Here is a 21,862-nt window from a genome sequence, read left to right as displayed (position 1 = left end):
GTTATGTTCCAAATCGGAGAATTGGCAAAACGCTGTGGTGTTACCGCTGATACGCTGAGGTTTTATGAAAAAAACGCCCTGATTAAACCTGCAAGCCGCAGCGAGTCAGGGTACCGCTTGTATAGTGAAGAGAACCAAAAGCAAGTCGCGTTTATTCTCAAAGCCAAAGATTTGGGGCTTAGCCTTGAGGAGATCAAAGAACTGCTTGAGATTAAGCTCGAGGCGACTGAACATAGCTGTGCTGAGGTAAAAGCCATCACGACGGCAAAACTGCAAGTGATTGATGAGAAGATTGAAGAATTGACCCGCATTCGCAGCGCACTAAAAAAGATCAACGATGCCTGTTGTGGTGATGTAGACGATAACGCCAGTCATTGCTCAATCTTAGGAGCACTGGCGAGTGAGGAAGAAGCAGAGAGCTGTTGTCATCACCATAAGTGAGCCGCGCGCTGCTGGTGGCTAGCAGGCGCGGAGAATTTGCGACTTTGCAGCAGAGTGTATCTTGAGATCCGGTAGATTATCGTGATAAATCGTTACCTGATCGCGCCCGGTACGCTTTGAGTAGTACATCGCTTTGTCGGCGTTGATCAGTAGTCTTTTCATTGAATCAACGTTTTGATTGCACTCCGCGATGCCGATGCTCACGGTCGGGAAAATGTCATTATTTTCGACGTTGCAAGCAGATGTGCTGAGTGAATGACGAACCCTCTCGGCAATATCAAAAGCTTGAATCGCGTTAGTATGTCTAAGCAATATACCAAACTCTTCACCGCCCAAACGACCAATATGATCCGTAGCGCGGATCTGCGTTTGGCACACCTGAGCGACGTGTTTAATCACTTCATCACCAGATAAGTGTCCGACCATATCATTAATTTCTTTAAAGTGGTCGATGTCGATCATCAAGCACACCAAGGGCTGATCTTTTTCTTTTTGCGCGAGAAAGGCTTGTTCAAGCTCAAGCAAAAATGCTCGGCGGTTGAGGATATTGGTGAGTTCATCCGTCTCTGAGAGTTTTTTCAGCTTGCTTTCTAATAGATGAGTTTGAGTAACGTTACGCACCGACCACATAACTTGATGTGAACCGGTTTGTGCTGGCGAGACATAATTAATGATCGCTTCAAACCAACTCTCTTCAGGCAGAGCGGAATCTTGTAACTCTTCGATAGAGAGTAATAAATGATCGTGCAGCTTAAGGTTGTATTTCACCACGAGAGTCTGTTTTGACTCGATGACTTGATCGATATATTGCTTCAGCTCGGCAGCTTTGTCATTGGAGAGCACTTGGTCTAGGTGCAAGCCTATATAACTCTTGGCATCAAAATCCTTCGAGTTGTATTGACCGCCGTAGCTATCAACATATCTACCAGCTTCATCTAAGATAAAGACGTGATCAGGCAAGGAATTAAGAATGAAATCTAACCATTCCTCTCGACGATTTAACATGCATTGCCTTAGCTGGTGAATATTGGAATAAGCATTTTAGCGTATTGTATTCATAAAACAATTTACTTTGGTTGCATATTAAGTGTTTGTTTTTATAGCAGTGTGTACAAATTGCGCAAAAAGGAATAAGCAAGCAGCTGCCGCTACTTGCTTAGCTATTGGTTAAGTGGGTGGCTTAAGCGAGTTCCATTACAATGCGACCGGTAATTTCACCTTTTTCCATATCGGCAAAGATGTCATTAATGTCTTCTAGTTGCTTAACTTGAGTGATCGCTTTGACTTTACCTTCTGCGGCAAACTGTAAGCACTCTTGTAGATCTTTACGTGTGCCGACAATGGAACCAATGACTTTGACGCCATTTAGTACCGTATCGAAGATAGGGATTGGCATTTCTTCAGGTGGCAATCCCACAAGAACACACGCGCCACCACGGCGAATCGACGCGTAAGCTTCTTTAAATGCAGGCTGAGAAACGGCAGTACAGACAACGCCGTGCACACCACCGTTGGTGATTTCGCGAATGCGCTCTGATGGGCTTTCTTGCATAAAGTCGATGGTATGCTGCGCGCCAAGCTCTTTAGCAAGGGCGAGCTTCTCCTCGCCAGTATCAACAGCAATAACATTCATCCCCATCGCAACGGCATATTGAATCGCTAGGTGCCCAAGACCACCGGCACCAATCGCTGCCACCCATTGTCCCGGTTTTACCCCCGTCACTTTGAGCGCTTTGTAGGTTGTGACGCCGGCGCAAAATAGCGGCGCGGCATCGACATAACTTAAGCCATCAGGGATCTTAACGACGTACTCGCCGTTGGCAAGACAGAACTCCGCGTAACCACCGTCAACCGAATAACCCGCGTTATGTTGATCGTGACACAGGGTTTCTTGACCGTCTAGGCAGTAGTCACAGTGACCACATGCACTGTATAACCATGGAACGCCGACTCGGTCACCGACTTTAAGGTGGCTTATTTCACTGCCCACTTCAACAATTTCACCCACGCCTTCGTGCCCAGGCACGAGTGGCATTTTGGGTTTGACCGGCCAATCACCATGACAGGCGTGCAAGTCGGTATGGCAAACACCACAAGCATGAACTTTGACTAATACATCACGTGGTTTCACGTTAGGTAGTGGGATATCTTTAATGACCAGTGGACCTTTGAATTCACTGACTACTGCTGCTTTCATCATTGTTATTCTCCGTTTGTTTTAATTAACCGACAATCCATTATCGAGATTGCTCGAGTTGACAAACCTTTGTGCGATACATTCAAACTGAACGCTTAATGAGAATTATTCAATGCAGGGTATGGATTAGGTTTTGCGATCGAGTACTCAATCACGCAACAGGGCGAAAAGACTGCACAAATTTAAGGGATTTACGTGCTAGAAGTGATGCATGCCCATTGAGGGAAATATCAATGTTGAAGAGATAAAAAAAGGTCATGTTATTGCTAACATGACCTCTTAATTAATGATGAACCAAAAAAGATTAGTTCATGCCGTATTTTTTCAGTTTCTTACGAAGAGTACCGCGGTTGATGCCCATCATAGTTGCTGCGCGAGTTTGGTTACCGCGAGTGTACTGCATGATGGTGTCTAGTAGTGGCTGTTCAACTTCAGCTAGAACTAATTCGTATAGTTCTGTAACTTCTTGACCGTTTAATTGAGCAAGATAGTTTTTAAGAGACGCTTTAACAGAATCACGTAGTGGCTTTTGCGTGATTTGATCTTGTGAAGTTACTGTAGTTACTGTTAATGCTTCTGAAGTTAGATTTTGTTCGAACATATTCGGTCTAGCTCTTCTCGTAATTATGGTGCAACGTTATCAAAATAACCCTCTAACGCTTCAAGTTGCTCTGCAGCAATCTCAATCGCGTTGAAGGTACGGCGAAACTCGTTAGCTTGCTCATGCTCTTTTAGGTACCAACCCACATGCTTACGGGCAATGCGAGGGCCTAAGAACTCTCCATAAAATTCATGCAGAGCATTCACATGACCAAGCATAATGCCTTTCACTTCCTCGTGAGGAAGCTGTGGCATTACGGTGCCGTTTTCCAAATAGTGCTGGATTTCCTGGAAAATCCACGGACGACCCTGGGCAGGGCGTCCAATCATCAGAGCGTCTGCACCGGTATAATCCAGTACAAATTTCGCCTTCTCAGGGCTATCGATATCACCGTTAGCGATAACCGGGATAGAGATGGCTTGTTTTACCGCCTTGATGCTGTCGTATTCGGCCTCACCCTTGTACATACACGCCTTAGTACGCCCGTGCAGGGCTAAAGCTTGTATGCCGCAGTCTTCGGCTAATTTAGCGATTTGGACGCAGTTTTTATTGTCTGTGTCCCAGCCAGTACGGGTTTTCAATGTCACAGGGACATCGACCGCGTTAACTACTGTTTTCAAGATATCTTCAATGATATCTGGATACTTAAGTAACGCAGAGCCGGCTAGCTTCTTATTCACTTTTTTAGCTGGGCAGCCCATATTGATGTCGATGATTTGCGCACCGTTTTCAACACTAAACTGAGCTGCTTCAGCCATAAGCTGGGGATCAGCGCCGGCGATCTGTACCGAGCGGATGCCCGATTCGCCTGCGTGTACCATGCGTTGTTTTGATTTCGCAGTCTTCCAAAGTTTCGGGTTCGACGACATCATTTCACTGACGGCCATACCCGCGCCATAACGGAGACACAACTCTCGAAACGGTCTATCCGTAACGCCCGCCATTGGAGCAACGATTAGTTTGTTCTTAAGTTGATAATTACCTATTTTCAAAACGTCTTCACAGTTCTGTACCAGCAAGGGCGCGCATTTTACGCATTTTTTCACTGCGTGAAAAGACTAATATTTGAGCATTTACAAATTGTTTTGTTAATTTGTATAAAATTCAGTCTATTAAGCGTAAAAACCTTGTCTAGCCTTGCTTGCGGCCAGAGATGCGACACCACTCACTTTGCTCTTTAATCGGATCAATGTGAAGCTCGTCACGGTAATGGTCGGCAACATCTTCAGCTTGCGTGTCTAGTACGCCAGACATCGCAAGTAGACCATTTGGCTTAACAAGGCTCTTAATGATAGGAGAAAGTTCTCGTAGAGGACCGGCTAGAATGTTTGCTACCACGACGTCTGCAATCAAACCTTCAGGCTGATCTTGAGGTAGGAATACTTCTAGCTGCTCAGCCACGCCATTACGCTCGGCGTTGTCTTTCGAAGCAAGAAGTGCTTGAGGATCAATGTCGATCCCGATAACTTTTTCTGCGCCCAGTTTGATCGCCGCGATCGCTAGGATGCCAGAGCCACAACCGAAGTCGATAACCGTTTTGCCTTGGAGATCCAGACTTTCTAGCCACTCAAGGCATAGTGCAGTTGTTGGGTGCGTACCCGTACCGAAAGCTAGACCAGGATCCAGCATAACATTGACGGCATCAGGCTCTGGGATTTCACGCCAGCTAGGACAAATCCATAGGCGCTCACCAAATTTCATTGGGTGGAAGTTATCCATCCATTCGCGTTCCCAATCTTTATCTTCAAGCTGCTCAACTTTATGAGCAAAATCTTCTGCCAGCATGTTGCTTGCTTTGATTTGGTTTAACACCAATTGAGTGTCGGCTTCAGCGTCATACAGCGCCAGAATGTCAGTATCACCCCATAAGCGAGTCTCGCCTGGTAGAGGTTCAAATACTGGTGTGTCTTGCGCATCTAAAAAGGTTACCGATAGCGCGCCAGTCTCTTCCATTAGCATATCACCGATCATTTCGGCGTTTTGGTTGGTCGCATTGAGTTTGATTTGAATCCAAGGCATGAGTATGTGCTCTTAACGTGGTTGAATCAGAATATTGGCGCAGAGTTTAGCAGCCAGAAGCAAAAATGCCCACGTAATGTGGGCATTTAACTCGATTAAGCGAGGCAATTATTGCAGACCAAGCTTCTTCTCTAGGTAGTGGATGTTTGCACCACCGTGTTGGAAGTTCTCGTCGTTCATAATCGACATTTGTAGTGGCACGTTAGTTTTGATGCCTTCTACAATCATCTCGCCTAGCGCATTTTTCATGCGTGCGATAGCTACGTCGCGGTTCTCACCGTAAGTGATTAGCTTACCGATCATTGAATCGTAGTGCGGTGGCACTGTGTAGCCAGAGTAGATATGCGATTCCCAACGTACGCCCATACCGCCAGGAGCATGGAAGCGTTCGATCTTACCTGGAGAAGGTAGGAAACGCTCTGGATCTTCAGCGTTGATACGACACTCAATCGCATGGCCACGGATCTTAATGTCATCTTGAGTAAACGACAGAGGTTGACCTGCTGCAACACGTAGCTGCTCTTTGATGAGGTCAACGCCAGTAACCATTTCTGTTACTGGGTGCTCTACTTGAATACGGGTGTTCATTTCGATGAAGTAGAACTCGCCGTTTTCATATAGGAACTCAAAAGTACCTGCGCCGCGGTAGCCGATTTCAATACAAGCACGTGTACAACGTTCACCGATGTACTTACGCATCTCTTCCGTGATGCCTGGTGCAGGCGCTTCTTCAACCACTTTTTGGTGACGACGCTGCATAGAACAGTCACGCTCACCTAGGTGGATAGCACCGCCTTGACCGTCAGCAATCACTTGAACTTCAACGTGACGCGGGTTCTCTAGGAATTTCTCCATGTAAACCATGTCGTTGTTGAAGGCTGCTTTTGCTTCTGCGCGCGTCATTGCGATAGCTTGAGTTAGCTCAGCTTCGCTACGTACAACACGCATACCACGACCGCCGCCGCCGCCAGACGCTTTGATGATTACTGGGTAACCAATGCGTTTTGCGTGGGCTTTGTTCTTCACTTCATCGTTGTCTAGTGGACCGTCAGAACCTGGAACACATGGAACGCCTGCTTTTTTCATGGCGTTGATAGCTGAAACCTTGTCACCCATCATGCGGATGGTATCCGCTTTTGGACCAACAAAGATAAAGCCACTGCGTTCAACTTGCTCAGCAAAGTCTGCGTTTTCAGACAGGAAGCCGTAACCTGGGTGAATCGCCACTGCGCCAGTCACTTCAGCTGCTGAAATGATGCGTGGAATATTTAGGTAGCTATCAATACCGCGTGCAGGACCGATACAGATTGATTCATCTGCTAGCAATACGTGCTTAAGGTCGCGGTCAGCCGTAGAGTGTACCGCTACGGTTTTGATGCCTAGCTCTTTACATGCGCGAAGGATACGAAGTGCAATTTCACCTCGGTTCGCGATGACTAATTTATCTAGCATAGCTTCAGCCTCGATTATTCGATTACTACTAGCGGCTGGTCGAATTCTACTGGTTGACCATCTTCTACTAGGATTGCAGTTACCACACCAGACTTATCTGCTTCGATTTGGTTCATCATCTTCATTGCTTCAACGATACATAGCGTGTCGCCAGCTTTAACTGTTTGACCAACTTCTACGAATGATTTCGCGTCTGGACTTGGTGAACGGTAGAAAGTACCAACCATTGGAGAAAGCACTTGGTGACCCGCTGGCATTGCCGCTGCAGCTGGTGCTTCTGCTGCAACTGGTGCTGCCGCTGGCGCTGCTACTGGAGCAGGTGCTGCTGCGTATTGAATTGGAGCCGCTTGTACTGGTGCTGCCACGCCGTGACGACTGATGCGTACTGACTCTTCACCTTCAGAAATCTCAAGCTCAGCAATGCCAGACTCTTCTACTAATTCAATCAGCTTCTTAATTTTACGGATATCCATGTTTGCTTTCTCTTTTATCTTGTGAGTAAGACAACCCTTAAGGTTGCAGAGTGTTAGGTTACTTCGCCTGCAGGTGTTTGATTGCTGCCGACAATGCAAATTCGTAGCCTTGTGCACCTAAACCACAAATCACCCCTTGCGCTTTATCTGACAAGTAAGAATGGTGACGGAATGGCTCTCGGGCGTGCACATTGGACAAATGTACTTCAATAAATGGAATTGCCACGCCAAGTAGGGCATCTCGCAGCGCAACGCTGGTGTGAGTAAACGCCGCTGGATTTATAATGATAAAATCCACTTGGTTGTACGCAGCATGAATCGTTTCAATAAGTTCATATTCACGGTTCGATTGAAGATGCTCAAATTCGATTCCCGCCTCTGTAGCTTGTTGCGCTAGAGTTGCGACGATTTGGTCAAGGGTTTGTGACCCATAATGTGCAGGTTCGCGAAGCCCTAATAAATTAAGGTTCGGACCGTTCAGAAGTAGAATTCGTGATTTTGCTGACATTATGTGGCTATCTTCCTTTATCGTGAGTGAAACGAGTCGGTTTCCTAATATACGATAAATCAACGCGATTTTTCAGTGCAAATCGAGCGATTTTTAAAAAATCGTCCACGATTATAGCTAATTCAGCGCAATTAGCAGCAATTTACTGGTCTAATCACCTATATTTGCCTTTGTTTTCTGTAACCGAGATAACAGAAACACTGTTTGTCACAGTAGGATTGACGGGAAATAATCCGATCTAGACACAAAAAAAGCCGCCACGATGTGACGGCTTAGTGATAGTGAGAGCGTGATTAAGCTAATTCAGCTTTCTCTGCGATGAGTTTGTCGACTACGCTTGGATCTGCCAGTGTTGACGTGTCACCAAGGTTGCTGGTGTCACCGGTGGCGATCTTACGTAGGATACGACGCATGATCTTACCTGAACGCGTTTTCGGTAGTGAATCTGTCCAGTGCAGTACATCTGGTGTGGCGATTGGACCAATCTCTTTACGTACCCAGTTTTTCACTTCTTTGTGTAGCTCAGCTGATGGGAACTCACCATCGTTAAGCGTCACGTAGGCATAGATAGCTTGACCTTTGATGTCATGCGGAATACCCACAATCGCCGCTTCAGCAATCTTATCGTGAGCCACTAGTGCTGACTCAATTTCTGCTGTGCCCATGCGGTGACCAGAAACGTTCAGGACGTCATCAACACGACCTGTGATCCAGTAGTAACCATCTTCATCACGACGAGCACCATCACTAGTGAAGTACATGCCTTTGAAGGTTGAGAAGTACGTTTGTTCAAAGCGCTCATGGTCACCGTAAACGGTACGCATCTGACCTGGCCATGAGTCGAGGATAACAAGGTTACCTTCAGCCGCGGTTTCTTCGATGATGTTACCCATGTTATCAACCAGCGCAGGTTGTACGCCGAAGAATGGACGAGTTGCCGAACCTGGTTTCAAATCTGTTGCGCCTGGTAATGGTGCAATCAAAATGCCGCCAGTTTCTGTTTGCCACCAAGTATCAACGATTGGTGATTTTTCATTACCGATGGTTTTGTAGTACCACTCCCACGCTTCTGGGTTGATTGGCTCACCTACCGAGCCCATCACTCGTAGGCTAGAGCGTGATGTGCCTTCAACTGCCTCATTACCTTTCGCCATTAGCGCGCGGATAGCGGTTGGTGCAGTGTAAAGAATATTGACTTGATGTTTATCGACTACTTCACTCATGCGCGCCGTGCTTGGGTAGTTTGGCACGCCTTCAAATAGAATCGTCTTGGCACCGTTAGCTAGCGGTCCGTAAATAAGGTAAGTATGACCGGTGATCCAACCCACATCCGCCGTACACCAGAATGTCTCGCCTTCTTGGTAGTCAAATACGTATTTAAACGTCATCGTGGCATAAACTAAATAGCCACCTGTAGTGTGCAGTACGCCTTTTGGTTTACCCGTTGAACCTGAGGTATACAGGATAAACAGCGGATCTTCTGCTTTCATCTCTTCTGGTGGGCATACTTCTGAAACGTTAGCGGTTGCTTCATGCCACCAAACATCACGGTGCTCATGCCAATCAACATCACCACCGGTGCGCTTTAATACCATCACTTTTTTGATGGTCGTTACTTCAGGGTTAGTCAGCGCTTCGTCGACGTTCTTTTTCAGCGGAACGGCACGGCCACCACGCACACCTTCGTCAGCGGTGATCACGATTTTTGCGTCTGAGTCGATGATACGACCAGAAAGTGCTTCTGGAGAGAAACCACCAAATACCACGGTATGCACCGCGCCAATGCGAGTACAAGCCAGCATTGCGATAGCCGCTTCAGGTACCATTGGCATGTACAGACACACCACATCGCCTTTATGCACGCCTTGCTCTTTTAGCGCGTTAGAGAACTTACATACTTCTTTGTGCAGCTCGTTAAAAGTCAGTGTTTTATCATCGGCAGGATCGTCGCCTTCCCAGATGATCGCAACTTCATCGCCGCGCTCAGCCAAGTGGCGATCAATACAGTTAGCAGAAACGTTCAGTGTGCCGTCTTCAAACCAGCGAATGTCTACGTGACCTGTGTCAAATGAGGTGCTTTTTACTTTGGTGAAAGGCTTGATCCAGTCAACGACTTTACCATGCTCACTCCAGAACCCTTCTGGATCAGAAACTGACTGCTGATACATGGCAAGGTAAGTGTCATTATCCGCGTGCGTTGTAGCTTTGATATTCTCTTTTACCGGATAAACGTGGGCTTCACTCATTGCTCTCTCTCCTTGTGAATTGAGCGATTCTGTAGACAAAAAATAAGAAATGGCATCTACAGTCACATCTTTGTTTTCAAGCTCTAAGCTCATAAGCCTGAACCTAGCAATGCTATAACTGTCAGCCAGCGCCGCTATTTTCTCAATTAGACTTTAGGATGAATGGGGGATGAGTCGAGTTAAAACGGCTGGCTATCCCCCGCGCTGAAATCAACGGCGTACCTTAACGTTGGTATGGAATGGAGAGACTTGGCAGATCGCCTTTGGTCAGCCTAACAAAGACAAGCGCGGCAGAAATTGCGTCTTGCAGTGCATCGTGTTTATCCTGCATCGGTAAGTCTAAATGCTTGCAGATGGCGTCTAAACTTAAGTCGAAGTAGGCGTTGGGCAGGTGCTGCTCTAATTTGTCATGATAGATCTGGCTCACTTCAATCAGTGGGTTGGGCAGTGGAAAGCCAAGCTGTTTTTTGCAAGCCAGATCGAGGATCTTCTTATCATAGCGAATGTGATAGCCCACCAAAGGGCGGTTACCGATAAAGTGCAGTAGCTTGAGTAGCGCCTGTTTTTCATCGATGCCGTCTTCGAGATCTTTGTGGCGGATCTTATGTATTTTTACCGAGCCTGAGTCGAGAGATTGCGGCGCGCGTAAGCGGACCTCAAAGGGCTGGCTGGTGATAATGCGGTTATCAATGATTTTAGTTGCCGCAATGGTGACTAGCTCAGCTCGATTGGGATCTAAGCTGGTGGTTTCACAGTCGAGTGAGACGTACTCGCCTTGAGTTAACGAACCAAAATAGTGTTGGAACGGTGAGCCTTTGAGTTTGTAGTGCCAATAGCGTCGTTGTAACCAATTCATACCCGCTCTCCACTAATCTCTTATCTGATAATGATAGCCAAGGAATTGCTTAAATTTTTTCACCACATGCAGGCTGTGGCGCAATAAGTCACGCTCACTTCGGTCGAGTTGCTTAAGATCAATCCGGTTGTGATTGTGTTGATTGCTAAGCTGCTGAGCAAGGCGCAATTTAAAGAACAGCTTAAGCGCCTCATTGAGGTTATCTGCGGTTTCTGGCTCGAGGATCTTTTTGCGGCGTAGGGTCTCAATCCGTTCAAAGGTGTTTTTCTCTATCACGCCGTATTCAAGCGCGAGTGTGCGAATACCATGCACGATGGGGAAGATGCCCCCGCTTTTTAGATCCAGTCCTTGTTTGTCGTTTTTGACGTTACCAAACAGTGTTAGTGGTAGGGAGAATTGCAATGCTGGTCGCGAGAAGTCTTGCAGCGTCAACATGTTGTTGAACATGATTTTTTGTAAGTGATCACTAACCGGTTGCAGCAGATCTTCATTACCGGCTACCGCATGTGCATCCGCCATAATTGCCAGCTTCATTACTTGCTCGGCATTAGTGGCTTTTGACCATTGTTTTAAGGTCAGTTTCCACTCGCTTTGTGATTTAACCCATTCGGGGTTATTGACCATGACATTGCCCGGGCAAAGAGGGTAGCCGAGTTGCTGCAAGGTGTGAGTCAGTTCGTTCATCACCTTGGCACATTGTTCCCAATGTAAGCCATCTTTAATGATCAGTGCATTGTCTTGATCGGTCTTGAGGATTTGCTCCCCGCGACCTTCTGAGCCAAGTACGATTAAGCAGCAATGATCGTGTAGAGCGGGTGGCACCACTAATTCAAACGCTTTCTCGATGATTTGCTCATTGACCGCGGAGATAAGCTCCATAATAAAGCGAGTGCGAATGCCATTGCTGAGCAAGCTGTCGACCAACTGACGTTGTTTATTGGAAGCGATTGCTAACTCTTCAACGCAAGTCGCACGGGCAATACTTAAGGTTAATACATGTGAATGGGTGGAGAAGGCGCTGAGGATCTGCGTCATATCCAACATGCCCACAGGTTGGTTGCCATCACAAACCATAAGTCGCTTCATTCGGTTGCGCGTCATGGCTATCATGGCATTAAACAGGAAGTCACCTTCATCGACATGCATGACGGGAAACGTTGCGACTTGACCAACTGGCGTATCGAGCGGCAGCCTATCGAGCATCACCGCATGCAGCATATTGGTGCGGGTGATAATGCCGTAGGGCAATTGACTGGGGTTTTGTTGTAAGCGAGGATCATCGTCAGCAAGTTCAATCAATGCCGAGTCGACCGCATTGCTCTTGAGAAACAGAGTGACTTCATCAAGCGGCTGATCATGCGCAAGAATACGCGGTGGATGGTAGATATCACTATCGACCTTGTTCAAAATAAATTCGGCGAGATTCTGCTGTTGTTGCGCCGCTTCAACCAGCGCTTGGCGTTTGGCAAGGTTATTGTCGAAGTAGGCCGCAAATTGCCCATTTTGCTCATATAAATCGAGAAATACTTCTTTGGGCAATAGATAGGAAAGCGTATCTTCAAGCGCGATATAATTGTGGCGTGTTTCACCTTCAAATAACGAACGCACATCAAACAAATCATCATTGGCATAATGGGCAAAAATTTCTTTACCATCAGTCGATTGTTCTTCGACCACCCCTTTGATCAAAATGTGTAAGTGTTTGCTTGCTGCGCCGCTGCGTAAAATCGTATCTCGACCACGGAAGTAAGCCACATCTAGTGAAGCTCGCAGTGTTTGTTGTTGAGCTTCATCCAAGCGGTCGAATGGAGGAGATTGCATGTTAAATTTGTCTGGCATGATGCACCTTAGAATCTCGGCTTCTACCTCCTAAGTGTGACAAATTTACTTGGCTGCGCTAGACGACTTTGGTCGAAGCAAGTCGTGTTAGACAAAGAGGAAAGAGCAACAAATTGAATGTTCCCTTTTTCTCTGTCGGCGCTCAGTAGATAATACCGCCAGCTGATACATATTTTAGAGGTTGTCATGTTTACCCCTTCGCCTTATGGCTGGATTTCTCAATACCTGATTGGTTTCTTTTTTGCTTATGGCGTCTATTTGCCATTTTGGGCGCTGTGGTTTGAAGAGCAAGGCGTCTCGCCTTCTGATATTGGTATTTTATTGGGATTGGGTTTTGCCACCCGCTGTGTGGCGAACTTAGTGCTGACTCCGCGTATTCATAAGGTGGAACACCTTATGCCTGCGCTGAGAATGATCACCTTCGCCGGGCTTATATTTGTTGGTTTCCACTTTTTTACTGGCGGTAGCTTCTGGTTAATGGCGGCAGCAACGATTTTATTCAACCTGTGTCTTGGACCGCTGATCCCAATCTCTGATGCGATGGCGAACTACTATGGTCGACTCAAGATGTTGGATTATGGTCGTACTCGTTTGTGGGGCTCGGTGGCATTTATCGCTGGTTCAACGGTGGTTGGCTATTTGGTCTCGCTGTATGGCTCTGACATGATCCTCTTCACCGCGCTGTTTGGTATGTTTATCGCCTTATTGTTTTCGATGCGCGCCATCAATCCGATGCCGGTGACGGACTCTGAGCAGCAGATGGTGCGACCTAAGTTAAGTGAACTATTACGTGAAAGCAGTGTGATTCGCTTCCTAACTTTGGTGGCTCTGATCCAAGGTAGCCATGCCGCTTACTACAGTTTTAGCTCCATCTACTGGAAAGAGGCGGGTTACTCAGAAGCTGTGATCGGTTATTTGTGGAGCCTTGGGGTGGTCGCGGAAGTGTTGGTGTTTGCCCTGAGTAAGCGACTGTTTGTTGGTTGGAGTTTACGTGCGCTGTTTGTGGTTGCCTCGGTTGGCGTCATGGTGCGTTGGGGTATCACCGCGTCTACCACGGCACTGCTGGCACTGGTGGTGATCCAACTTTTACACGGCGTGACCTTTGCGGTGGCGCACATTGCCGCGATTCAATACATTCAAGCCTCTGATCAAAATCGTATGGTGGCTTTGCAGGCGCTGTACAACGCGATTCCATTAGGAGCGTTTATTGCACTGATGACAGCACTAAGTGGCTGGGGCTATGAGAATTGGGGCGCTAATGTGTTTTGGGCGATGGCGGCGATGGGCGCTCTGGCATTGTTCATTCACGCCGAGCCAAAAGCACGACGTGGAAAAGATGGGGCAGATAAAGCTGAGCTTGAAGCACAGAATTAACCTCATCTGATTGATATTTATACACTCTGTTAGTTTAATAGCGCTATCTAACAGAGTGTATTTAAAGGATATCGCATGCAAGGATGGCTCGTGATTCCCGTATCGTTGTTATATCTAGGACTGTTATTTTGGATTGCATGGTACGGAGACAAACAGCGCGGTTGGCTCGCCAAATGGCGACCGTGGATTTACAGCTTATCCATCGCGGTTTACTGTACCTCTTGGACATTCTACGGCACGGTCGGGCAAGCCAGCAGTAACCCTTGGTCGTTTCTACCTATCTATATCGCCCCAATTATCGTCTTCACCTTAGGGTGGCGCATTCTCGCCAGACTGATCATTGTCGCTAAGCGCGAACACATCACATCTATTGCCGACTTTATTGCTGCCCGTTAGGCAAATCACAAGGACTCGCGGTGGTGATCACCTTGATCGCGGTGGTGGGTATTTTGCCTTATATTGCGCTGCAGTTGCGTGGCATCACCATGGGATTAGAGGTTGTCGCACCAAGTTTAAAAGCCGAAGGCATGCTATTTGGCGTGGATGCTTCTTGGTTTGTAGTGCTCGCCTTAGCGGTCTTTACCATGCTGTTTGGTACGCGCCACATCGATAACACCGAACACCACCGTGGCATGATGATGGCGATTGCGTTTGAATCGATGGTCAAGTTGATTGCCTTTATGGTGGTGGGCTGCTTTATTCTCTTTCTTGCTCTTAATCGCGCCGATATCGTCTTAATGGATCTCGCGGTGCAAACCTATCAGGCGCCCAACTGGCCGACGCTTATCATTCATACTGTGCTGACCATGATGGCGATTCTTTGTTTGCCGCGCCAATTCCATACCATGGTGGTGGAGAACGAGCGACCACAAGATCTGCATACCGCCCGCTGGCTTTTTCCGTTATATCTTGTGCTTATGGGTATTTTCGTTTTGCCGATCGCGTGGGTTGGGCAAGCGCTGCTTTCTGGGGTGAGCGCCGATACCTATGTAATTAGTTTGCCAATGTCGGTGGGCGCAACGGATATGGCGCTCCTCGCGTTCCTTGGTGGCACTTCGGCTGCCAGTGGGATGGTAATTGTTTCAACCATCGCGCTCGCCATCATGGTTTCCAATGATCTTGTGATGCCTTTATTGCTAAGAAGAATGCGTCTTAGCAGCCGCGGGCATCGCCAGTTCTCGGGGCTTTTATTGGTGATTCGTCGCGCGTTAATCTTATTGCTGCTACTTGGGGCTTGGGGGTTTTATCAAGTGCTGGGCAACATTCAATCTTTGTCAGCGATAGGATTTCTCTCTTTTGCCGCGATCAGCCAATTTGCCCCAGCGCTGATTGGCGGTATGTATTGGCGCCAAGGCAACCGCAAAGGGGTGTATGTTGGTTTGCTGTTTGGTTTTACCCTCTGGCTGATCACCTTGATGAATGCCACTGGCTTACTTGCTGGCGATAGCCACAATAACGTCTTGTTGTGGTTGATTGAGCCGCCATTAGTGTTACGCGAAGTGGGGTTGCAGGCTTCAGATTGGGGAATCGTGCTGAGCTTAAGCGTGAATACTCTCTGCTATGTGCTGATCTCTTTGGTCACGCGCGCCAGTTTAAGTGAACGCCTACAATCAGCATCGTTTATCGGTACCCCTCTGCCTGAAAGTGAGAACATGAGTCTCTATCAAAGCCGAGTCACGGTGGCAGAATTGGAGATGTTAGCCTCGCGATTTGTTGGGCGTCATCGGGTGCGCAGCGCCTTTAAGCAATATTGGGGACAGCAAAGACAAACCTTGATGCCGACCCAGCAAGCTCCGGCAAGTTTGATTCGTCACACTGAGCGGGTTTTGGCTGGCGTCTTTGGCGCTTCCTCAGCTAAGTTAGTACTGACTTCGGCGCTACAAGGTCGCAATATGCAGCTCGAAGAAGTGGCGACCATTGTTGATGAAGCCTCTGAGCTGTATGACTTTAGCCGTGGTTTATTGCAAGGGGCGATTGAACATATCGGACAAGGCATTGCCGTGGTCGATAAACAGTTGCGGCTGGTGGCGTGGAACCAGCGTTATCTTGAGTTGTTTGAATTCCCTCCTGGGTTAATCCAAGTGGGTCGTCCGATCGCGGATGTGATTCGTCACAATGCCGAGCAAGGTTTGTGTGGCTTGGGCGACCCTGAAGATCATGTGCGCCGGCGAATTTACCATTTAGAACAAGGCACGCGGCATACTTCTTCTCGTGTTCGTCCTGATGGGCGTGTGATTGAGGTGCAGGGAAACCCGATGCCAGGTGGCGGCTTTGTGATGAGTTTTACCGATATCACTGTCTTTCGTGATGCCGAGCAAGCGCTCAAAGATGCCAATGAAACACTGGAAGAGCGCGTGCAAGTGCGTACCCAAGAATTGGAGCGGTTAAATAAACAATTGGTCACTGCCACGCAGCGTTCTGAGCATGAATCGCGCTCTAAATCGCGTTTTCTGGCGGCGGTGAGTCATGACTTAATGCAGCCGCTCAATGCTGCGCGTTTATTTGCCTCCTCTTTGTCTGAAGTGGCGAAAGAGAGCGAAACCAAGCAACTGGCGAATCATATTGAAAGTGCGCTGGGCGCGGCGGAAGACTTGATTGGCGATCTGCTGGATATCTCGCGTTTAGAGTCAGGCAAGTTGGATGTTAATGTGCATGGATTTGCGATTAGCGGTGTATTGACCAATCTTAATGCCGAATTTAGTGCGTTAGCCAAGCAGCAAGGTATTGAGTTTAGTATGGTGCCGAGTAAGCAGCTGGTCGAGTCAGATCCCAAATTGCTGCGCCGGGTAGTGCAAAACTTTTTGACCAATGCCTTTCGCTATAGCCCGCGTGGCAAAGTTGTACTCGGCGTACGCCGCTGTGGTGAGGATGTTCGCATTGAAGTGTGGGACAACGGTGAGGGGATTAGTGAAGATAAACAGCAAGAGATTTTTGAAGAGTTTAATCGCGGCAACCAGGTGCGCTCAGACCAAGGCTTAGGGCTTGGGCTGGCGATTTCCAAAGGGATTGCCAGCGTACTTGGGCATCAGATTTCGATGCGTTCTTGGCCAGGTAGTGGCAGCGTATTTTCTATTCGTTTGAAGCGAGCCAGTCAGGCTGCGCCACAAGCTATGGTTTCCCCTGTGCAGGCAGTCTCGGACTTAAGTCATATCAAGGTGCTGTGTGTGGATAATGAGCCGGATATCTTAATTGGTATGGAGCAACTATTGGCGCGTTGGGGCTGTGATGTGCGCTGTGCAGTCGACATTGTTGAGAGCATGCGAGCCATTGATGATGATTGGCTTCCCGATGTGATTCTGTCTGACTACCGGCTTGATAATGGGCGTACAGGTCTAGAGATCTTGCAGCAATGCCGCTTGCGCCTTGGCGACAGTTTTATTGGTGTGATTATCAGTGCTGATCGCACGCCAGATATGTTGGCAGGGATAGAGTCGAACAGTTTTAGCTTTATTCCTAAGCCAGTTAAACCGCTCAAACTCAGGGCGATACTCAATCGTATCGCCTAGTCTAAAAGGTTGTTTTACTCACTCAGCAGCGTTTCGTATTTTACAAACGCTGTTTGAGTGTCGCCGTAGTACAGCACACCATCTGCTTGCGCCGCAACACGCAACCAGCTTTCTTCTGAAGCCGGTGCTGGTAGCTTAATCAACCAGTTCTTACCATCGTCACTACTAGATTGCATATCGATAGGTTTGGCTTGTTGCTCAGCATCGTCAACCAGAGAGAGCTTAATGCCTTCTAGCGGGAATGCAGAAGTCAGTGAAAGTTCTAGCCCTTCGGCAGTCAGTTTCTCCGAGCGAAACTTGATCTTGAACTCGCCATTTTCCATATCACAGATGCCACTGGTATAACGGCAGTTTGACTTACTCAGTAGCTTGTAACTCTGTCCTTCTTTTGCCGCATGAGGTTTTTCACTGAGTGCTAAATCGGTACCGAAATAAGCGATGATAGAGAGAATCGGTGCGACCAACAGGGCAATGATAATGTGTTTATTTTTAAACATAGGGCTTCCTTGCTACTACGACGGGATAAACATTTATACCCAATAACTCATCAAGTTATCGCGTTAAGTTATTGGGTATAGATGTTTATTTAAACAGACTGTCAGGAATAAAAAAGCCCCCGAAGGGGCTTTTGTGCTTTACGTTAGATTTTAGTGGTCGACTGCGTCGCCAGCACCAGCTGGTACACGTACGTGTTCTACCAAATCTTTCACTTCTTGTGGTGTTTCCGCGGTTACTTTCGATACTGCGAATGCCACGATGAAGTTGAATAGCGCACCAATTGCACCGAATGCATTTGGCTCAATACCGAAGAACCAGTTGCTGCCCCAGCTTTCTAGGTAAGTCCAATCGGCAACAAATAGGATGCCTTTGTGTTGGAATACGTAGAATAGCGTCACACTGATACCAGCGATCATACCGGCAATCGCGCCTTCTTTGTTGATGCTCTTGCTAAAGATACCCATCATCAGTGCCGGGAAGATAGACGAGCCCGCAAGACCGAATGCTAGTGCTACCGTACCGGCGGCAAAGCCTGGTGGATTAAGACCTAAATAGCCTGCCACCGCAATTGCCACCGCCATCGATATCCGGCTAGCAAGTAGCTCTTTCTTCTCAGAAATATTCGGGTTGATAACGCCTTTGATTAAGTCGTGGGATATCGCCGAGGAGATAGCCAACAATAGACCTGCTGCGGTTGATAGTGCTGCTGCCAGACCACCCGCTGCGACAAGTGCGATTACCCAGTTAGGCAGTTTCGCAATCTCAGGGTTAGCCAGTACCATGATGTCACGGTCAACTTTCAACTCGTTGGTCGCTGGGTTTGAGGTGTACTCAATCAGACCATCGTTGTTTTTGTCATCAAAGCCTAGTAGACCGGTTTTCTCCCAGTTCTTGAACCAGTCAGGACGCTCATCATAAGCAAGGTGCTGACCAGGAGCCGGGTTCACAGTATCCATTAGGTTTAGACGCGCCATCGCTGATACTGCAGGAGCAGTTGTGTATAGAATCGCGATGAACAGTAGCGCGTAACCTGCTGACGTTCGTGCATCACGTACTTTAGGTACAGTGAAGAAACGGATGATTACGTGCGGTAGACCTGCAGTACCAATCATTAGTGACATGGTGTAGACGAACATGTTGAGTGTGTCGCCACGAACTTGAGTGGTGTATTCACTAAAGCCAAGCTCTGTTACCACCTGATCGAGCCGGTCGAGTAGATAGACATCGGTACCAGAGATGGTACTCCCAAGACCGATTTGTGGTAGAGGGTGACCAGTTAGCTGCAGAGAGATAAAGATTGCAGGGATAGTGTAAGCAAGAATGAGTACGCAATATTGAGCAATCTGCGTGTACGTAATACCTTTCATGCCGCCCATTACGGCGTACATAAATACGATACACATACCGATCAGTAGACCTGTTGAGTAATCAACTTCTAGGAAACGACCAAATGCCACACCCACACCTTTCATCTGACCGATAACGTAAGTTACCGAAGCGATGATAAGACACACAACCGCTACAATACGTGCTGTGTTTGAGTAGAAGCGTTCGCCTACGAATTCAGGCACGGTAAACTTACCAAACTTACGTAGGTAAGGTGCCAGTAGTAGAGCAAGTAGTACGTAACCACCAGTCCAACCCATTAGGAATACGGAACCACCGTAACCCATAAAGGCAATTAGACCCGCCATTGAGATGAACGATGCTGCTGACATCCAGTCAGCGGCTGTCGCCATGCCGTTTGCAATTGGGTTTACACCGCCGCCAGCAACGTAGAATTCTTTCGTTGAGCCAGCACGTGCCCAGATTGCAATACCTATGTAGAGGATAAATGTCGCCCCTACAACCAGGTAAGTGATAGTTTTCAAATCCATCTGAGCTACTCCTTACTCATCTACATTAAATTCGCGGTCGATCTGACGCATCTTCCACGCATAGTAGAAAATGATCCCTAGGAAGGTATAGATGGAGCCTTGTTGAGCAAACCAGAAGCCAAGTTTGTAGCCACCAATCTGGAATTGGTTAAGCACATCAACAAATAAGATGCCACAGCCAAAAGATACGAAGAACCAAACAACCATCAAACCGATCATCAGTCTTACGTTCTTTTCCCAATAGGCTTTGGCTCGTTCCTGACTTTCAAACGCCATTGCCGTCTCCTTACGCATGTTTGTTGTTAAGAATTTGTTTCACGATTTACAATAGCAGCGTCGTAACAAGATCTCTTTTCAACTTTAGTCGGCAATGATTTTTAATTATTTACTTATTAATCAGTCATATAAATAAATGTAATGGATTTTATGAATGTTAATTTTGTGTTAACTAAGCCAAAGGTCTAATGCTGTAGCACGCGTAATAGTAGATCGATCACACAAAATAGAAGTCGCGAATACCCATTAAGAGGTTATTGAGTGCAACTGCCGCCAAGATCAGCCCCATCACACGGCTAATGATCGCAGCTCCTACGTTGCCGATCAGCTTGTGGATATGGCTAGCCATTAACAAAAACAACAGCGTCACAATCAATACTGCGAGCATCACACCAGCGGTGATCGCTTGGTCGATGAATGAATAGCGATGGTTATCGGTTAGCATCACAATTGCCATCATGGCACCCGGTGAGGCAATAGAAGGCATGGCGAGCGGGTAAACCGCCAAATCGGCGAGTTCTGAGTGGCTCAGCTCTTGGGTTAATTTCTGTTCTTGCTCTGGCTTGCTTTCACCAAAGATCATGGTGAGTGCAAACAGGAGTAGCACTAGTCCGCCAGCAGCTTGAAAAGCAGGTAATGGGATTTGCATCGCTTCGAGCAGCAACTGACCGGCAATTAAGAAAAACAGCAATAACCCAGTGGCAATAGCAACGGCTTTGAGTGCCACGAGACGGCGCTGCTTAACTGATAGATGCTGGGTTTGTGATAAGTAGACAGGTACGGTTCCGACCGGATCGATGACCGCCCACAAGACGACGAATTGAGTAAGCACAATACTAAGCAAAGTGATCTCCCAGAGTTAGTTAGATGAGTGAGAAAACCATAACGCAGGACTCAGTACTGCCAGCGCGGTCTGAACGACAGCGGGGCATTAGCCATAGCGAGTCGACTTATCTCAAGGAATTAACAGAGGGATGGGCGCGTATCGCGCCAACAGACTAAGTGTAGCAAAAGGGCGGGGCGAGAAAGTTAGCGCTAAGTGAAATCAACCTTCAGATTCAAGTTGCTGTAATAAGATCACCGCTTGAGTACGGTTTTTAACCCCGAGTTTGCGGAAAATCGCCGTCATGTGCGCTTTGATGGTCGCTTCAGATACGTTGAGCTCGTAGGCGATCTGTTTGTTGAGCAAGCCATCGGACAACATGCCCAGTACTTTGTATTGCTGTGGAGTTAAGGTCGCAATCTTTTCCGCGAGATCGGTACAAGCGGCATTGTTGGTAATGGATCCTTCAGGGAAGAAAGGTTCGCCATTGAGGACCTGATTGAGTGCACTGATAAGCTCACGCATATCACTTGATTTAGGAATAAAGCCAAACGCGCCATGGCTTTTCACTTGTGTCACAACCGATGGCTCTTCGCTGGCAGAAACCACGACAATCGGCAAATCTGGGTATTCGGCACGCATTTGAATAAGACCTGACATGCCATTGGCTCCGGGCATTTTTAGGTCGAGTAGTAACAGATCGGGATCCGACTCCTTGGCTAATAATGCCAACAACGCTTCTAAAGAATCAGCTTCAAGCAAGTTTGCTCCACTGATCGCCATATGAATCGCCTGAAATAGCGCGTTTCGAAATAGCGGATGGTCGTCAGCAATAATAATCGTGTAAGTCGAGTCCATGACGTTAATCACTTATTG

General features: G+C 47.5%; 18 protein-coding genes and 1 pseudogene. 3 read left to right on the top strand and 16 right to left on the bottom strand.

Annotation, left to right across the window (positions count from 1 at the left end):
- The first annotated feature begins 3 nt into the window (after positions 1-3).
- Positions 4-441, top strand: a complete 438-nt coding sequence (zntR, locus tag DPF93_RS18725; RefSeq protein WP_114767570.1) for a Zn(2+)-responsive transcriptional regulator — start codon at positions 4-6, stop codon at positions 439-441.
- Between the two features lie 18 nt (positions 442-459).
- Here zntR and DPF93_RS18720 read toward each other — a convergent pair whose 3' ends face one another.
- The 11 genes from DPF93_RS18720 to DPF93_RS18670 form a co-directional block, all read right to left on the bottom strand.
- Positions 460-1,446, bottom strand: a complete 987-nt coding sequence (locus DPF93_RS18720; RefSeq protein WP_114767569.1) for a sensor domain-containing diguanylate cyclase — start codon at positions 1,444-1,446, stop codon at positions 460-462.
- 175 nt (positions 1,447-1,621) lie between these two features.
- Entirely contained in the window at positions 1,622-2,638 is a 1,017-nt protein-coding gene (gene adhP, locus DPF93_RS18715; RefSeq protein ID WP_114767580.1) for an alcohol dehydrogenase AdhP, read from the bottom strand.
- Between the two features lie 304 nt (positions 2,639-2,942).
- Positions 2,943-3,239 carry a DNA-binding transcriptional regulator Fis gene (gene fis, locus DPF93_RS18710; RefSeq protein ID WP_000462885.1) on the bottom strand — a complete coding sequence of 99 codons (297 nt, stop codon included), beginning with the start codon at positions 3,237-3,239 and terminating at the stop codon, positions 2,943-2,945.
- A gap of 23 nt (positions 3,240-3,262) precedes the next feature.
- A complete protein-coding gene (gene dusB / locus DPF93_RS18705; protein ID WP_164675397.1) occupies positions 3,263-4,231 on the bottom strand; it encodes a tRNA dihydrouridine synthase DusB in 969 nt (322 codons plus the stop codon).
- Between the two features lie 139 nt (positions 4,232-4,370).
- A complete protein-coding gene (prmA, locus tag DPF93_RS18700; protein WP_114767567.1) occupies positions 4,371-5,258 on the bottom strand; it encodes a 50S ribosomal protein L11 methyltransferase in 888 nt (295 codons plus the stop codon).
- A gap of 108 nt (positions 5,259-5,366) precedes the next feature.
- A complete protein-coding gene (gene accC, locus DPF93_RS18695) occupies positions 5,367-6,710 on the bottom strand; it encodes an acetyl-CoA carboxylase biotin carboxylase subunit (protein ID WP_114767566.1) in 1,344 nt (447 codons plus the stop codon).
- 14 nt (positions 6,711-6,724) lie between these two features.
- Positions 6,725-7,183 (bottom strand): acetyl-CoA carboxylase biotin carboxyl carrier protein, encoded by a 459-nt coding sequence (gene accB, locus DPF93_RS18690; RefSeq protein ID WP_114767565.1) that lies wholly within the window; start codon positions 7,181-7,183, stop codon positions 6,725-6,727.
- 58 nt (positions 7,184-7,241) lie between these two features.
- A complete protein-coding gene (gene aroQ, locus DPF93_RS18685) occupies positions 7,242-7,691 on the bottom strand; it encodes a type II 3-dehydroquinate dehydratase (RefSeq protein WP_114767564.1) in 450 nt (149 codons plus the stop codon).
- 293 nt (positions 7,692-7,984) lie between these two features.
- On the bottom strand, positions 7,985-9,937 hold the full coding sequence (gene acs / locus DPF93_RS18680; RefSeq protein WP_114767579.1) for an acetate--CoA ligase: 1,953 nt from the start codon (positions 9,935-9,937) through the stop codon (positions 7,985-7,987).
- A 223-nt stretch (positions 9,938-10,160) separates the two neighbouring features.
- On the bottom strand, positions 10,161-10,793 hold the full coding sequence (locus DPF93_RS18675) for a 3'-5' exonuclease (RefSeq protein ID WP_114767563.1): 633 nt from the start codon (positions 10,791-10,793) through the stop codon (positions 10,161-10,163).
- A 12-nt stretch (positions 10,794-10,805) separates the two neighbouring features.
- Positions 10,806-12,632 carry a DUF294 nucleotidyltransferase-like domain-containing protein gene (locus DPF93_RS18670; protein WP_114767562.1) on the bottom strand — a complete coding sequence of 609 codons (1,827 nt, stop codon included), beginning with the start codon at positions 12,630-12,632 and terminating at the stop codon, positions 10,806-10,808.
- 186 nt (positions 12,633-12,818) lie between these two features.
- Between DPF93_RS18670 and DPF93_RS18665 the strand changes: the two genes are divergently transcribed.
- Positions 12,819-14,006, top strand: coding sequence for a 3-phenylpropionate MFS transporter (locus tag DPF93_RS18665; protein WP_114767561.1), 1,188 nt, complete (start codon positions 12,819-12,821; stop codon positions 14,004-14,006).
- 75 nt (positions 14,007-14,081) lie between these two features.
- Positions 14,082-17,512: pseudogene (locus DPF93_RS18660) on the top strand (hybrid sensor histidine kinase/response regulator).
- A gap of 14 nt (positions 17,513-17,526) precedes the next feature.
- Here DPF93_RS18660 and DPF93_RS18655 read toward each other — a convergent pair.
- The 5 genes from DPF93_RS18655 to DPF93_RS18635 all read right to left on the bottom strand — a co-directional run bounded on the left by DPF93_RS18655 (position 17,527) and on the right by DPF93_RS18635 (position 21,844).
- Positions 17,527-18,009 (bottom strand): hypothetical protein, encoded by a 483-nt coding sequence (locus DPF93_RS18655; protein WP_114767560.1) that lies wholly within the window; start codon positions 18,007-18,009, stop codon positions 17,527-17,529.
- Positions 18,010-18,159: 150 nt separating this feature from the next.
- Positions 18,160-19,887, bottom strand: coding sequence for a sodium:solute symporter family protein (locus DPF93_RS18650; protein WP_075649465.1), 1,728 nt, complete (start codon positions 19,885-19,887; stop codon positions 18,160-18,162).
- A gap of 12 nt (positions 19,888-19,899) precedes the next feature.
- Complete coding sequence (locus tag DPF93_RS18645) at positions 19,900-20,163, bottom strand: DUF4212 domain-containing protein (RefSeq protein ID WP_075649464.1); 264 nt, start codon at positions 20,161-20,163, stop codon at positions 19,900-19,902.
- Positions 20,164-20,380: 217 nt separating this feature from the next.
- Positions 20,381-21,007 (bottom strand): MarC family protein, encoded by a 627-nt coding sequence (locus tag DPF93_RS18640; protein ID WP_114767559.1) that lies wholly within the window; start codon positions 21,005-21,007, stop codon positions 20,381-20,383.
- Positions 21,008-21,208: 201 nt separating this feature from the next.
- Positions 21,209-21,844, bottom strand: coding sequence for a response regulator (locus DPF93_RS18635; RefSeq protein ID WP_114767558.1), 636 nt, complete (start codon positions 21,842-21,844; stop codon positions 21,209-21,211).
- Positions 21,845-21,862: the final 18 nt, after the last annotated feature.

The sequence above is a fragment of the Vibrio rhodolitus genome, assembly GCF_003350325.1.
Taxonomy (GTDB): domain Bacteria; phylum Pseudomonadota; class Gammaproteobacteria; order Enterobacterales; family Vibrionaceae; genus Vibrio; species Vibrio rhodolitus.
Note: the sequence above shows the minus strand (reverse complement) of the source record. Positions and strands in the feature narration are given on the sequence as shown.

What these genes read in the sequence shown, in the direction of transcription:
- DPF93_RS18665 (WP_114767561.1), top strand. Translation starts at nt 12,819, where the DNA reads ATGTTTACCCCTTCGCCTTATGGCTGGATTTCTCAATACCTGATTGGT.
- prmA (WP_114767567.1), bottom strand. Translation starts at nt 5,258, where the DNA reads ATGCCTTGGATTCAAATCAAACTCAATGCGACCAACCAAAACGCCGAA.
- zntR (WP_114767570.1), top strand. Translation starts at nt 4, where the DNA reads ATGTTCCAAATCGGAGAATTGGCAAAACGCTGTGGTGTTACCGCTGAT.
- DPF93_RS18650 (WP_075649465.1), bottom strand. Translation starts at nt 19,887, where the DNA reads ATGGATTTGAAAACTATCACTTACCTGGTTGTAGGGGCGACATTTATC.
- accC (WP_114767566.1), bottom strand. Translation starts at nt 6,710, where the DNA reads ATGCTAGATAAATTAGTCATCGCGAACCGAGGTGAAATTGCACTTCGT.
- DPF93_RS18655 (WP_114767560.1), bottom strand. Translation starts at nt 18,009, where the DNA reads ATGTTTAAAAATAAACACATTATCATTGCCCTGTTGGTCGCACCGATT.
- accB (WP_114767565.1), bottom strand. Translation starts at nt 7,183, where the DNA reads ATGGATATCCGTAAAATTAAGAAGCTGATTGAATTAGTAGAAGAGTCT.
- DPF93_RS18720 (WP_114767569.1), bottom strand. Translation starts at nt 1,446, where the DNA reads ATGTTAAATCGTCGAGAGGAATGGTTAGATTTCATTCTTAATTCCTTG.
- DPF93_RS18645 (WP_075649464.1), bottom strand. Translation starts at nt 20,163, where the DNA reads ATGGCGTTTGAAAGTCAGGAACGAGCCAAAGCCTATTGGGAAAAGAAC.
- aroQ (WP_114767564.1), bottom strand. Translation starts at nt 7,691, where the DNA reads ATGTCAGCAAAATCACGAATTCTACTTCTGAACGGTCCGAACCTTAAT.
- fis (WP_000462885.1), bottom strand. Translation starts at nt 3,239, where the DNA reads ATGTTCGAACAAAATCTAACTTCAGAAGCATTAACAGTAACTACAGTA.
- acs (WP_114767579.1), bottom strand. Translation starts at nt 9,937, where the DNA reads ATGAGTGAAGCCCACGTTTATCCGGTAAAAGAGAATATCAAAGCTACA.
- DPF93_RS18635 (WP_114767558.1), bottom strand. Translation starts at nt 21,844, where the DNA reads ATGGACTCGACTTACACGATTATTATTGCTGACGACCATCCGCTATTT.
- adhP (WP_114767580.1), bottom strand. Translation starts at nt 2,638, where the DNA reads ATGAAAGCAGCAGTAGTCAGTGAATTCAAAGGTCCACTGGTCATTAAA.
- DPF93_RS18670 (WP_114767562.1), bottom strand. Translation starts at nt 12,632, where the DNA reads ATGCCAGACAAATTTAACATGCAATCTCCTCCATTCGACCGCTTGGAT.
- DPF93_RS18675 (WP_114767563.1), bottom strand. Translation starts at nt 10,793, where the DNA reads ATGAATTGGTTACAACGACGCTATTGGCACTACAAACTCAAAGGCTCA.